The 14920-nt window shown below is 46.4% G+C and carries 8 protein-coding genes; 3 read left to right on the top strand and 5 right to left on the bottom strand.

What is annotated here, in order from left to right:
- Positions 1 to 146: 146 nt before the first annotated feature.
- The 3 genes from GY843_RS08440 to pyk form a co-directional block, all read right to left on the bottom strand.
- Complete coding sequence (locus GY843_RS08440; RefSeq protein WP_297308518.1) at positions 147 to 3305, bottom strand: efflux RND transporter permease subunit; 3159 nt, start codon at positions 3303 to 3305, stop codon at positions 147 to 149.
- A gap of 45 nt (positions 3306 to 3350) precedes the next feature.
- Complete coding sequence (locus GY843_RS08435; RefSeq protein WP_297308516.1) at positions 3351 to 4427, bottom strand: efflux RND transporter periplasmic adaptor subunit; 1077 nt, start codon at positions 4425 to 4427, stop codon at positions 3351 to 3353.
- Between the two features lie 210 nt (positions 4428 to 4637).
- Positions 4638 to 6074 (bottom strand): pyruvate kinase, encoded by a 1437-nt coding sequence (gene pyk / locus GY843_RS08430; RefSeq protein ID WP_297308514.1) that lies wholly within the window; start codon positions 6072 to 6074, stop codon positions 4638 to 4640.
- 146 nt (positions 6075 to 6220) lie between these two features.
- Here pyk and GY843_RS08425 point away from each other — a divergent pair, with 146 nt between their 5' ends.
- From GY843_RS08425 to GY843_RS08415, 3 genes are all read left to right on the top strand, one after another.
- A complete protein-coding gene (locus GY843_RS08425; RefSeq protein WP_297308512.1) occupies positions 6221 to 8482 on the top strand; it encodes an ATP-binding protein in 2262 nt (753 codons plus the stop codon).
- A gap of 21 nt (positions 8483 to 8503) precedes the next feature.
- Positions 8504 to 9868, top strand: coding sequence for a sigma-54 dependent transcriptional regulator (locus tag GY843_RS08420; protein ID WP_297308510.1), 1365 nt, complete (start codon positions 8504 to 8506; stop codon positions 9866 to 9868).
- 241 nt (positions 9869 to 10109) lie between these two features.
- Positions 10110 to 11249, top strand: a complete 1140-nt coding sequence (locus GY843_RS08415; RefSeq protein WP_297308508.1) for an alginate export family protein — start codon at positions 10110 to 10112, stop codon at positions 11247 to 11249.
- Positions 11250 to 11351: 102 nt separating this feature from the next.
- Here the strand turns inward: GY843_RS08415 and GY843_RS08410 are convergent, their stop codons facing one another.
- Together GY843_RS08410 and GY843_RS08405 are read right to left on the bottom strand one after the other, a co-directional pair.
- Complete coding sequence (locus GY843_RS08410; RefSeq protein WP_297308506.1) at positions 11352 to 12578, bottom strand: hypothetical protein; 1227 nt, start codon at positions 12576 to 12578, stop codon at positions 11352 to 11354.
- 13 nt (positions 12579 to 12591) lie between these two features.
- The gene (locus GY843_RS08405; protein ID WP_297308504.1) at positions 12592 to 14919 is read right to left on the bottom strand and encodes an EAL domain-containing protein; all 2328 of its coding nucleotides are present in this window, start codon (positions 14917 to 14919) and stop codon (positions 12592 to 12594) included.
- Position 14920: the final 1 nt, after the last annotated feature.

Here is a 14920-nt window from a genome sequence, read left to right as displayed (position 1 = left end):
TGAAGTTGAGTCAGCAGTTCAGCGTGGCCTTCTTGTTCAAGCCAGTTAAGCGTTTGCTCTAGTGTGGTAGACAAAGTGTCGTCCTTTCTTCACCCATTCGGAGGTGGCACATTATAAATGAGGAAAATGTAAATTACTGCCCTTTGCTATTGAGCCTCTTTTTCAGATAAATCTGAGAGCTCTGTCTTACTGAAACGCTGCTGTAAGCGGAACCAGAAAACCAGTAAACAGGGTAGGAATGCAAGTGTGATGACCACCGAGAATAAGATGCCCATCATTACTACGATACCCACGCCCCGATAAAGTTCAGTACCGGCCCCAGGAATAAAAACCAGAGGTGCCAGGCCGAAGACCGTTGTAACCGTGGACATGATAATAGGCTTCAGGCGCTGAGCCACTGCACGATTTACTGCGTCGGTTACAGATAGGGTGCCCAACTGTAGGTTATTACGTGCCTGACAGACGATCAGAATAGGGTTATTAACCACTGTGCCTAGCAGGATGACAAACCCTAGCAGAGTGATCATATCGAACGCTTGGTGAAAGGCGGGTAGGTTGGTCTGGCCCATCAATGAGCCAACCATATTCACCAAAACCAGTCCGACTACACCTCCGGCGATGCCCAGGGGGACAGTTGTTAGGATTAAGCCCGGATAAGTCCAGTGGGCTAGAATCACGACTAATAAAAGATAAATCAGGATGGCAGCAATAATGAAGTTTTTCAGTAGTGCTTCTTGTGTTGCATCCAACTGGTCTGCAGCGCCAGAAATGCTAATAGTGACACGAGGCGGGATCTCTCCTTCTGTTTTGAGTAATGGGATTAGCTCAGAACGAACCTTCTCGATTGCTGTTTCTAATGCAACATTCGGTGGTGGTAACAGATGGACTGATACAGTGCGCTGGCCTTCAATACGGCGGATATCTTCACTGGCAATGGTTTCCCTGATGTCTGCTACAGCAGACAACGGTAAAATTCCGCCGTCAGGAACGTAGATAGGAATTTGGGCCAGCTGTTCTATGCTGCGCTCTTTTCTGATGTCACTGTATAGGAACATATCTACTTTTTTATCGCCATCAATAAACTCACCGACGAAGGCTCCATCACTATACGCCGCTACGCTGATCCCAAAGGATTGAGCATCCAGCCCCAGTTCCGCCATTCTCTCCCATTTGGGCAGGATCTGGATCAGTGGTTGGTCCAGTGACAAAGAGGACGGGCTGGAGTTTAGCCTTGGATTATCAAACAGTTCTTTTGAGCGGCGCATAATATTCTGAGCCGCAGTAAACAGCGCCTGTTGATCTGCACCGGAAATATTCAGAACTACGGTACGTGTTCCACCGCGGTTGCTTGAGATAATGGAGCCTCGGGATGAAAACGCTCTCATTCCCGGATAGCTGGTGAACAGCTGGGTGATCTCCTGCATCATAGGATCGAGTTGGTCATAATCTTTTGGCTCACTCAACAGGAATATTCGATTTGAGCTAATGAACATCAGGTAATAACGAAGTCCGGGGATTATTCCCTGGTCCGGTTGGTAATCCAGGGGGGTACGTTCCAGTGCCTTATCTGCCTTCTCTTTTACCTCCATGCCAATATGGGTCATCTCCTGGAGACTGTAACCGGCCGGGGAGAACATCAGACTGAACGCTTTAGGCTCCTCACCTTCGGGCAGGTACTCAGCAGCGGGCATGAAGATAATAGCCAGACCTAATGTGCCGGTGATACTTAACACCAAGACGGCAATACGACGTTTAACGCCGCCGTTTAACCAACGGATTACCCCCATAAGTTTTCCTCGGTTGTAGTCAACCTGACGAGGTGAGGCTAATCCAAAATAAGCACAAGCTGCTGGTACAACAAAGAGTGCAAATACCATTGATGCAAGGATTGATGCAGATACGGTAATCGCAATGTCAGAGTAGAGTTGTCCGGCTTCCTGCTGAACAAAGAAAATAGGAGTGAACACTAATACAGTAGTGGCACTAGAAGCGATCACCGCTGTCCATACATCGCGTACCCCGGCGACCGCTGCTTCGAAACGTTGTAAGCCTTGGCGCATTTTTTGTTCAATACTTTCCAGTACAACAATGCTGTTATCCAGGGTCATTCCAATGGCGAAAGTGATACCTGCAAGAGAGATAACGTTAATACTTCGCTCGAAGAGCATTAATCCAACAAACGCAGCGATGGTACAGACAGGTAAGCCCAGTAGGCAGAACAGTGTTGCCCGTCCTGAACGCATAAACAGGTATAGGACCAGACTGGCGAGAAGTGCACCCAGAGCCAAGTTTTTCACAACACTTTTAATCGAAGCTTCTACGTAACGAACATCGTCCCCGATTAGTTGGATAGTCATACCATTGGGCAGCAGAACATCCTTGCGAAGTTGCTCTACAACTTTGAGCATATCCTGTTTGATTTGGATAACATTGGCTCCGGGCTCACGTCTGATACTGATAGTGGAAGCGCGTTCTCCTCCTACAAAGGCTATACCGCTCTTCTCATAGTGGTCCAGTTCGATATGGGCTACGTCTTTAAGGTAGGTGCTGACACCATTTTCATGCCGAATGATCAGGTTGCTCAGATCTTCCAGGTCATTGAAGCGGCCCTGTGTTCTGAGCAGATAACGGCGTTTGCCCTCTTCTAAATCACCTGCAGAAAAGTCACGATTTCGTGAGCGAATAGCGTTCCGTACATCGCTAAGGCTAAGTCCACGTTGTGCCAATTGATCGGGTCTTACGTCGATTCTGATCTGCCGCTCAGTGTGAAACATGGAGGCTTTGGAAACACCTTTTACACGTTCCATAACAGGGCGTACCTGCCGGTCAATAAAGTCACTGACCATGTCCATATCAAGTTGGAAAGGGTTACCCGGTAAGGGGGTAACCGAAAAATACATAAAGGGGTTTTCAGAAAAAGAGCTACTTGAAATGCGTGGTTGATCAACATTTTCGGGATAGCTAGGTACCTGATTTAACGAGTTAATAACGTCAATCATGGTTTGATCGAGGTTGGTACCTGCGGGGAATTCTAAAGTGATTTCCGAACTACCCGTGGATGCTTTTGATTCCATATAGACTAAGTTTGGAATCGTTCGCAGGTGTCGTTCCTGTTCGAGCAGGATCTCTTTTTCGATATCCTGAGGTGTGGCTCCAGGCCAGTAGGTTTGAATTTCGATCACCTGAGCATCCAGGTCAGGGATCATCTGTACTGGCATTCTCATAGACGCGACTATGCCAAGCAGACATATCATCAGAGTGATAACAGTAAGTAAGCGGCCTTGCTGAATGATTGTCCCAAGCATCGGTACTCTAACCTTTTTAATCTATGGTCCTGGATAGAAAAATAGTTATGGTTGCAGGGCTACTTCCGCACCATCTCTGAGAACTTCATTTCCGCGCACAACCACGCTATCGCCGGGTTCCACGCCGCTTAAAATCTGGACCTGATCGCCTTTGATCTGTCCTAGTTTCACAGCACGTCGGCTCGCTTTGTTGTCGGTTACTACAAATACGCTGTTACCGTCATCTGCATGGTGCAGAATAGCGTCCTTAGAAATTAATACAGACTCTTTGCCTGTACTAAAACTAAGGCTTATCCGGGCCGAAGTGCCAGGTAGCAATAAGGAGTTAGCTTGTTTGGGTTTGAAACGCGTAAGGAAGGTACGTGTTTGCTGCTGGCCAAAAGGAACTACAGTATGAATTTCTGCCGCAATTTCCGAATCAGGGGCTGTGTCAGGGTGAAGAGTAATATCCTGGGCGTTTTTGATAGTAGAAAAGTAATTCTGTGGGATTTGCACGTCTAATAGGATCTTATCCAATGCAACGAGCGTTAGGGCCTGATCGCTGCTATTGAGCCACTCACCCCTCTCAGTATGTTTCGCTGTGATAGCACCGGAAAAAGGGGCTTTTAACTGATGCTGGCTGATCTGATGTTTATAGAGTGCGGCTTCTGCTTTAGCCGCTTCCATGTCTGACCCGGCGACATTACGTGCAACTTTTAGTGCAATGAGTTTGTTCTGGGCTAAATGCTTCTTTTTATGTAGCTGTTCACCTTCAGCTACTTGGCGCTGGGCTTCTTTTAACTGAGTTTGAGCCGACTGATAGTGGGCTTTGGCTTGCATCCATTTCTGCTGGATTATTTCGTCATCCAGGCTGAGTAACAGATCCCCCTCTTTAACTTGGCTTCCAACATCTACATTAATTGTTTTGACCAGTCCTTCCACTGCAAGCGATAGGTCTGCGCTTAACTCTGCTTTCAGAGTGCCGTGTAAGGTAAGTGTTTCGTAAAGAGGGGCAATTTCAGCGGTAGTCACCTTAACGGGAAGTGCCTTTGATTCAGCATGTAAGGTAAAGGAGTACCCAGCAAGGGTCAGAGCAATTATGCCTTTTAACCCTGTCAGGGTAAGTTTCTTTTTGATAAGCATGAGTAGCCACTCTACATGGAAATACACAAGGAACTAGGAACAAGCAAGGTCTGCCGGATCAACGAGTAGTATCCAGCAGGTGTCTGCCTTTAATCGTTCTCATTCTTATCAAGAATACTTAACTAAGTGGGTAAAGACCGCAACCAAATATACACTTTTTTACACATCCCCTGATAAGAAGGGGATGTATTTATCTGTGCAACAGAGGTCTTAGCTCACGGCCAGTACCTGCATGGAGTTGGTGCCACCGGCGTCACCCAGCGCTGCACCACGGGTAAGAATTACCAGATCACCGGTTTCCAAAAACTGGCGGGCTTTAAGTCCTGCCAGAACTTCTTCATTCAGTTTGTCTTTATCGATCTGGGTCGAATCGAAGAATATCGATTCTACACCACGGTAGAGAGCTGTGCGGCGCATGGTTCTCTCATTACGTGTCAGGGCAAATATAGGAAGGCCAGAACGGATACGTGACATCCATAGCGGTGTGGAACCTGATTCGGTAAGGCAGATAATAGCTTTCACACCGATAAGGTGATTGGCAGTGTACATAGCTGAACGGGCAATGGTTTCATCAAAACGTTCCAGCGTTTGTGAAATGTTGGTTGGAACGGGCTTTGATACCTGATGTTTCTCCGCGCCCTGGCAGATCGAGGTCATCGATTTAACCACTTCGATAGGGTTCTTACCTGCCGCAGTTTCTGCAGATAGCATTACCGCATCGGTACCATCCAAAATCGCATTCGCCACATCGAATACCTCGGCACGGGTTGGCATTGGGTTTTCGATCATGGTTTCCATCATCTGCGTTGCTGTGATTACGAAACGGTTAAGCTCACGCGCACGCTGAATAATCTTCTTCTGAACGCCGATTAGCTCTGCATCGCCAATCTCAACGCCAAGATCTCCCCGGGCAACCATGACTCCATCACAGGCAAGAATAATGTCATCCAGCGCCGCGTCATTGGCAACGGTTTCGGCACGCTCAATCTTAGCCACAATCTCCGCTCGGCTGTTGGCCTGGTCCAGAAGCTCACGGGCTTCCTGCAGGTCTGCAGCGCTACGGGGAAAGGATACAGCCACGTAGTCCATATCAATTTCGCCTGCGACTTTGATATCGCGTTTATCTTTATCAGTTAGAGCAGCAGCGGATAATCCGCCTCCCTGACGGTTAATACCTTTGTTATTGGAGAGGGGCCCGCCGATGATGACTTCGGTTTCTACACGGCTGCCTTTTACTGCCGTAACTTTAAGTTGTACCCGGCCATCATCTAGCAGCAGGATATCTCCCGGTGAGCTGTCTTCCGGCAGGGCTTTGTAATCAATCCCTACCTGATTCTGATCGCCATCGTTATTACCCAGTTCAGCATCAAGCACAAAATGATCACCTGCACAGAGCTGAATCTTATCGTTTTTAAAACGAGCGATACGGATCTTTGGCCCTTGCAAGTCACCCAGCACGGCTATGGATAAACCAAGTTTTCTTGCTGCTTTTCTCACGTCGCTGGCACGTTTACGGTGGTCGTCTGCGCTGCCGTGGGAAAAGTTTAAGCGAACAGTGTTTACACCATTTCGCAGAATCTCTTCCAGTACACCTGGCTGGTCAGAAGATGGGCCGAGTGTTGCAACAATTTTGGTTCGTTTCAGCATGTGAGCTTTATTCCTGTTAAAGAAAGTTTGATAGCAGTATAGAGCTTATTGGCGGCAGGTATTATGATTTTCAATACTGCGGTTATTTAAAAATAAGAATCTATAATTTTACCGCATAAATATTTCATCTTATTTAGCAGGACGTTATGCCTTATTCAGGATCAAGTCAGTGGCGTCGTTACCGGTTGCTGTTTTTTATTGTTCTGGCTTTTGCCTTTTTGCTGGTGGTGGGGCAAACAATGCTTGTCAGCCGGAGTCAGGGGCAGACGGAGCTGCAACAGCGTTCTGGTGCGGATCTGAATCGTTATCTGCTTAGCCTGCAGCAGAAACTGGATCGGTATAAAGATCTACCTGGACTGCTAGCTTCTCACTCCATTCTTATAAATGCTCTGCATAGTCCACAGGATGATCTGCTTAAAGGTGAGGCAAGTCTTTATCTGCAGCAAGTAAATGATTCGATTGGAGCAGCAGATGTATATCTGATGGATACGGTGGGAACAGCAATCTCTGCCAGCAATTGGAAGGAAGAGCGGTCTTTTGTTGGAAAGAACTACAGCTTCCGTCCCTATTTCAAGGATGCAATGGAAGGTAAAGAGGGGCGTTATTTTGCCTTGGGGACGGTCTCGAAAAAACGTGGCTACTATTTCTCCTATCCCGTTCAAGATGTGCAGGAAAATATTATCGGCGTGGTCGTGGTGAAGATCGATCTGAATGAGATTGAATCTGATTGGAACGATCCAGATCTGGATATTCTGGTAACCGATGAGGATGGGGTGATCTTTATCTCAACCCGCGAAGATTGGAAGTTCCGTACCTTACGCCCACTTTCCCAAGTTGATATTAAACGTATTGCTGAGAGCCTGCGTTACGGCGATCATCGTCTTACCGCGTTGGATATCATTAAACGTGATCAGCGTGATGAAGGAGGCCAGCTCATCACCTTGGTGGATGGTCAGAGAATCAATAATCCCGCTTTTGACGGGGTCAGTACCCGGGAGTTCTTGCTTCTAAGCCGAAGTCTGGAGGGAAGCGGTTTGAACGTGGTTGTACTGGCAAGTACTAAGCCTGTGCATGAGCGCATGTTCTACAGCGCCATTACCAGTGGCTTTATCTTTGTTGCCATGGTGTTGCTAGTACTTTTCCTCTCAACTCGACAACGTATTACCCGAGAGCGAGCGCGCTTTAAACGCTTGGAAACACAAGCATTGGAAGCGAATGAGGAGCGTGTACGAGAGATAATTGATAATACCCAGGCTGGATTGATCACTCTGGATGCGCAGGGCCGTATTGAGAGCATGAACACTATGGCTGAAAAGTTGTTTGGTTATGCAGAAGAGACGATCAAAGATCAATATTTCAGTAAGTTTCTGGCTCAGGCTGACAGAGCAATCTGCTGGAGACATATCACAGCGCAAGATCATGAAAGGCTTGAGGAGCTGTTTATCGAAGCAAATGGCTTACGTCAGGATGGTTCCACATTCCCAATTGAATTGATTATCGGATATATGGATTATGGCTCGGAGAAGCGTTTTATCGTTACGATCCATGATATTACTCAGCGTAAGCAATACGAAGAGGAATTGCAGCATGCCCGTGACCTGTTGGAGCATAGGGTCGAAGAGCGAACCGCTGACCTAACCGATGCCAACCAGAAACTGGTGGATGAGGTAGAGAAACATAAAAACACACAGAATGAGTTGATTCAGACAGCCAAGCTCGCGGTATTAGGGCAGATGTCAGCAGGTATTAACCATGAGTTGAATCAGCCTTTGACCGCGATTCGGACCTATGCCGACAACGCAAGAGCGTTTATGGATATGGGCAAGATGGAAACAGTGGAGACCAACCTACAACAGATCAGTGGCCTTACCGAGCGTATGGCTAAGATCATTCACCCGTTGAAAGAGTTCTCCCGCAAAACATCAGGCCAACCGGAATCGGTTTGTCTGCAAAACGTCCATGATGGAGCAATGTCCATCATGTATGGCCGCCTTCATAAAGCAGATGCTACGGTGAACTGGCCTGATGGCCTGAGTAAGCTCTATGTGATGGGTGATACCGTGCGTCTGGAGCAGGTATTGGTCAACCTGATCAGTAACGCCTTGCAGGCAATGGAGGAGCAGGACTCTCAACAGATCGATATCAGCACAAAACGCGATAACGGACAGGTTACGTTGCAGGTTCGGGATTATGGCCCTGGAATCCCCGTGGATGAAGTTGATCGGGTATTTGAGCCTTTTTATACAACCAAAAAAGCGGGGCAGGGCTTAGGTCTTGGCTTGTCGATCTCTCATCGTATTATCGAGAGTATGGGGGGCGAACTATCTGTCGCTAACCATATTGATGGGGGCGCGGTGTTTACTCTCTGTTTACCAGCGGCCCCGGCGCCTGATAATGTTGTTGGATAAATTTTCCTGTGGATCTTTTCTATGTCAGATAATACTCAACTCCCCATTCTTTTAGTCGATGACGAAGAACACATCCGTTTGGCTGCTGGCCAGTCTTTGGAGTTGGGAGGCTATGACGTTACAACGCTGGAAACGGCTGAAGAAGCGCTACAGGTAATCAATGATGACTGGCCGGGTATTCTGATTACTGATATTAACCTGCCGGGTATTGATGGCTTAGAATTGATGAAGCGGGTCGTAGCGTTGGACCCAACTCTTCCGGTTATTCTGATTACCGGTCATGGCGATATCACCATGGCAGTCAGTGCTATGCGGGATGGCGCTTATGATTTTATTGAAAAGCCTTTCTCCTCTGAACTATTGCTTGATGTGGTTCGTCGAGCCGTTGAGAAACGAGCTCTGGTTATTGAAAACCGCAAACTTAAGCAGGAACTTGAAGCACAGAGCGCTCCGGGGCCACGAATTATTGGTAATACGCCACTGATCGCTCAAGTCAGAAGTTTGGTTCATGCCATTGCTGATACTCCGGCAGATATTCTCATTCTGGGTGAAACCGGTACAGGTAAGGACCTGATGGCCCGTTATATTCACGAACACAGTAATCGTCGTGATAAAAACTTTGTTGCGATCAACTGTGGAGCGGTTCCTGAAAACCTGATTGAGTCTGAACTGTTTGGTCATGAGAAAGGTGCGTTTACCGATGCTAAAGCACGTCGAATAGGTAAGTTCGAGCATGCAAATGGCGGTACTCTGTTCTTGGATGAGATTGAGAGTATGCCGATGACGCTGCAGATAAAACTGCTGCGGGTGCTTGAAGAGCGGGCGATAGAGCGGCTTGGTGCAAATGAAGTTATTCCACTGGATATACGTGTTGTGGCAGCAACAAAAGTGGATCTTAAAGAAGCCGCAGAGCGTGGTGAGTTCCGAGAAGATCTGTATTACCGTCTCAACGTGGTTCGTCTGGATATCCCCGCTCTACGTGAGCGTCGGGATGATATCAGTGTGTTGTTCCAACATTTTGCTCTTATTGCGTCTTCCCAGTATGGCCGTGAAGTGCCATTACTCTCTCCGGAACGTATGCATAGCCTAGTGACTTATGACTGGCCGGGTAATGTGCGAGAACTACGCAATCTGGCTGAGCGATATGTACTGCTGGGGGAAAGCTGTACATTCGACTTTGAAAACCGTCCTATAACCGATTCTGATGCTAGCCAGGCAATGAGTTTACCTGACAAAGTTGAGCAATTTGAGAAGATGCTTATTCAGGCAGAACTCTCCCGTTGCGCTGGATCTATTAAGGAAACTCTTTCCAGCTTAGGCCTACCGAGAAAAACGCTGTACGACAAAATGAAAAAGTACGATTTGGATAAAAATGATTATAAATAAGTACTTAAGTCCTGAATAACCTTAGGTAGTGTCGGATCAATTATGGGCTGTCGCGCCCTGTATTAGTGATTACTTAATGTCTTTGCTGCACCGCAAAAAGGCAGTGAGTATGCTTTTTTGATTTAAAGATGTGCAAGAGAAACATTTTTACTCTTTTTTTACTAAAAAGTGACAAAAATGTGCTCGCTGGCACAGCGGTTGCTCTCTGACTAACAATTATTTTGTGAGTTAGGAGTAAACCATGAGAAAACTTCCATCCAAACTGCTGTTAGCTGCGGCTATCACAGCCATCGCTAATCCATCCGCTTATGCTGCTGAATCGATTGCAGAAGCATTCCAGAACGGTAGCACCTCCGTGAGCTTCCGCCTGCGCTTTGAAGACGTAGAAGTTGGGTCAGTAAGCAATGATGCACTGACTTTAAAAAGCCGCCTGACATACAAAACAGATACGTTTAATGGCGTTTCAGCATTATTTGAAGTAGATGACACTACTGTTTTGGGTGATGAAGATTACTCTGGGATTGCCGATTCAGAATATACAGATGTAAACCAAGCTTATCTTGCCTACACTGCAGCTGATACGACAGTGAAGTTTGGTCGTCAGCGTATCCTGCTTGATAACCAGCGTTTTGTGGGTGGTGTAGGTTTCCGCCAGAATGAGCAGACTTATGATGCTGTAACTCTGACTAATAAATCTTTACCAGATACTACTCTCTTCTACGGATATATTTCCGAAGTAAATAATATCTTTGCGAGTGATATTAAGCATAAAACACACCTTGTTAATGCCAAATACTCAGGCCTGCCGATTGGATCTGTGACAGGTTACTACTATCAGATTGAACCTGATGCAGCGACTGACAGCATTGATACGTTTGGTATTCGTCTTGTGGGTTCTAAGCCTGCTGGTGATGCAACTATTCTGTACACCGCAGAATATGCGTCACAGGAGAAGGGCGATGGAGACCCAGGTTATTATCTGATTGAGGGTGGTGTAAAAGCCGCAGGTGTGACAGCTAAACTAGGTTATGAAGTGTTGGAGTCGGATAATGGCGTAAGCTTCGATACACCTTTAGCAACGAAACATAAGTTCCATGGTTGGACAGATAAGTTCCTGAGCCCGGTAGCAGGTTACCCTGACGGTATTGAAGACCTTTATGTATCAGTAGGTACTAAGGTTGCTGGCGTTAAGCTGTTGGCGGTTTACCATGACTTTGAAGCGGAAAGTTCTTCTACTGATCTGGGATCTGAGTTTGGTTTAGTTATAGCGAAAAAATTCGGTAAAAATTACGGTCTAAGCTTGAAATATGCTGATTATGAAGCCGGCGACACCGGTGCAGATACAGACAAACTTTGGCTGACAGGTACTGCTAAGTTTTAATAGTAAAAAGTGGTCTGGAGTAGTGACTAGGCCACTTATCGCTCGGTGCAACCCCTTCGCACCGTTTTCAAGCCGTAGTTACCTACGGCTTTTTTGCATAAGTCAGAAATAATACCTCAGGCTAAGTTGCAGTTGTTTTTCAATCTGCTTCGCTGATTCGCCAAAATATAATCTGGCGGGGCGAGTGCTGTTGAGCCAAATATATTCGCTGAGGAGAAACCATTGGCGATTTAAGCGGTAACGGTGGCTTAAGGTAAATGCTTTACCATATTCATCGTTATTATCTCCCATGGTTTGGTCATGGTCGCTGACAGAGAACTCTTCCAAGCGAGCATTTATCCGGTGCTGTTGATGCCGCCAGCCGAGAGTCAAATAAGCACTCCGAAAATCATTATCGACCACGTTAACTTTCTGGGGTGATTGCATCAGAGTGCTGCCCTGCATCAATTGACCCATAAGGCTCCACTGTTTGTTTATTTGCCAACGAAATCCAGCATAACCAAATTGAGTTTTCCAGCCATATTGACCATCGGTTTCTACGTAAGGGGTTGCATTATTATCATAGAAGCCAGCTTGCAGGCGCAGTTTTCTCTGTAAGATGTATTCAGAGTTAAGAAAATAGCCTAGGCGATCATCTCCTTCATGAAATGGGTCGGATTCTTTAGCTTGTGCCGAAAGAATACCTGTTTGTGCAGGGGTTTGTGGTATAGGCAGCCCCTCACCAAAGACAGACTGTCTGCTACTCAGTGTCCAGCCATGCCAGGAGAGCATCGCACCGGCAGTGTCATTCATCGTGAAAAGTCCGGTGCTTAACTTTAGGTCGTAATCTGTATCTCTGAACTTCCCTAGCCATTCAGCTGAATATTCAATTCCTGTAGTACGAATTTCTTCGCCAATCCAGCTGTTCATGGTTGAAGGGGTTAAAGAGTTAGCAGGGGACCATGCTGTTGCACGGTTTTCTAGAGAGATGGGTGGATAAAATCTTCCAAGGCGTAGATTGTGACGGAGTCCATTTTCATCCGGTAGGCCGGAATGCTGAAAATAAAGTTCAGTCAGGCCTGTAGCGTTTTTTTCATTATCGATAAAGCTATTCCCTACTACTATGAGGGCACTTTGGTCGCTTAATCCCAACCTTAAAGCTATTCCTAGTTGTCCTAAAGAAAGATCTGTGCCGGGAGAGTTTTGTAGCTTTCCATTTTGGCCGCTGACATAGCTAGGGCTACCGGATGAATGACTGGTTCTCAGATCGGCAAGGCCCTTCCATTCGATATCAATGGCATATGTCGGTATGGATACCACAGACAGTACTAATAGCCATCGGCTCACCATATAACGTCCCTATCTAAGTTGGATTATAGTCAGAGGATAGTAACCACTGCCTGAATTCATCTGCCGGAAGTGGTTTGCTTATAAAATAGCCCTGAGCTAGGTCGCATTCATGTTCTTTTAACCATAATAGCGTGTCATGATCTTCGATGCCTTCTGCTACAACAATTAACCCCATATCGTGCGCCATACGAATTGTCGATCGAGCAATAATCTGGTCATCAGAACTTAAATGAACTTTATCGATGAATGAACGATCAATTTTCAGTTCAGAAACGGGCATCTGTTTAAGCTGTGCTAAGGACGAGTAACCTGTTCCATAATCATCGATGGAAAGCTTTATACCCTGATCCCTTATCTCGCATAGCATACGGATTGCACTATCCGGATCACTCACAACCGCACTTTCTGTAACCTCCAAAGAAAGCGCATGTGCAGGCAATTGATGTTGCTTCCACACTTGTTGGAGTGTCTCAGTAAGTTGCTGGTTTTTAAGGTTTTCGGCAGATATGTTTACGGCAATAGTGAGTTCGAGCCCTTGCTTGAGCCAAGCTTGGTATTGGCGTGCAGCTTCGTTCAAAACCCAATTACTTAAATTATCGATTTGCCCGGTTTGTTCTGCAATAGAAATAAAGGCATCAGGTGGAATCATGCCCTGGATAGGGTGAAGCCAACGAACTAGGGCTTCTAATTGATTGACCTTTCCTGTTCTAAGATCCATTTTGGGTTGATAAAACAAGCGTAGCTGATTTTGTTCTATGGCTATTTTCAGATCATTTACCAGGCTCAGACGGCGATTTGCATCAGCATCCATATCAACAAGGTATTGTTGAAAGCCACGCCGTTCTCGTTTTCCGTGGCTAAGAGCGGTATCTGCTTTTTGCAGTAATTCGTGAGCATCTCTTGCATCTTCAGGGGCTCGGGCAAACCCTATCTGGAGTTGAAGATGTAGTAAGGTGTCTTCACCACATAGAGGTTTATCCATCGCTTCTTCTATTTTACGTTGCCATTGCGCGAGTTCATTTAAGTTGGAGCTTTCGGTGACAAGCGCAAATTCGTCACCGTCTAGATGAAACGTTTGGATTTTGTTATCGAGCTGAACGAGTCTTGTCCCTACCTCCTGAATCATCAAATCTCCGATCTGGTAGCCCAGCGTGTCATTGACAGTACGGGTGCGGCGAATATCCAGATGCAGAAGACAAAAGCTTGGATTATTTCCGTTTAGTTTTGTCTCGAGTACTTGGAGGAGAGAGTATCGGTTAGGAAGATTGGTAAGGCTGTTATATTTTAACTGATGGCTGATTTTTTGCTCTCTGACCAGGACGGCTTTCTGCATCTCATTAAATTCATTGGCGAGTTGGCCCAATTCATTTTTTTCCTCTATATCAACCGTACTTCCATAGTTACCGCTAGCAATAAACTGTGCCTGGCGTACTAATTGCCTCACGGGGCGGGTAATTCCGGCGGCTAGCAGATATGCAGCAAAGAGCGCGATAGAGACCATACCGCCTTCCAGAGCCAGTAAGTGCCACCAGTTTCCTTGGAGGGTTTCCAGCAGGTTGGAGCGGGAACCAAAAATCGTTACATGTAGCGGTAGCTCATTGACCATGCCGACCTTTATCTGGGTAGCGATGATGTGTTGAGGTAAGGTGTTTTGGAGAATATTGAGCCCCTGATGGCTTGGTGCCAAGGGGTAATTACTGGGGATTGCGGCAGCGATTGAGCGCCAATACCCGGTATTTTGCTTGAGCATAAACTCAATACTCAATCCTGTAATATCGGCGAAGGTTTGAGCTAATACGGTATTGATTTGATAGCCATAACCGATCCAACCTACGGTTTGCTGACCGCTTTTTAGTGGAGCAAAACTGAGCTGGTAAAGTTCCTCTCCTTGTTGATAGAGGTGGGTAAAGGCATTTTCATTGGTAAACCAAAGCGGGCTGGTAAAGGTATTACCTTGATCAGGGCCAATGCTTATTTTCTCATGTGGCGCACGTCGAATGAGTTGGCCGACTATTTTATCTTCCTCGTCTACCGCGATTGCGATGTCTGCATCGATTCGCTTCCGGTGATTATTCAAGGCTATCAAAAAGCTGCGCTGATCGGCACCAAATACCTCTTTAAGGCCATAATCTTTAGCGGCGGTTTCTGCAAAAGCTTGTAAGTAATAACTTCGCTGTTGGTACTGAGTGTTAAAAACAGACTCAGCAGCATTTAGCCTTGACTGAATCTGTTCCTCGCCCTGTTTTGTGTTTGCATCGTAAACGGTCCACAACGAGGAAGCTTGTACAACCATCAGTAAGGCTACGAAGAAGATAAAAATTTTGGTCTTTAAACTGCCCATG

Origin of the sequence: Neptuniibacter sp., assembly GCF_024231755.1 — a bacterium.
Lineage (GTDB): Bacteria > Pseudomonadota > Gammaproteobacteria > Pseudomonadales > Balneatricaceae > Neptuniibacter.
This window is presented reverse-complemented; position numbering and strand designations above follow the sequence as displayed.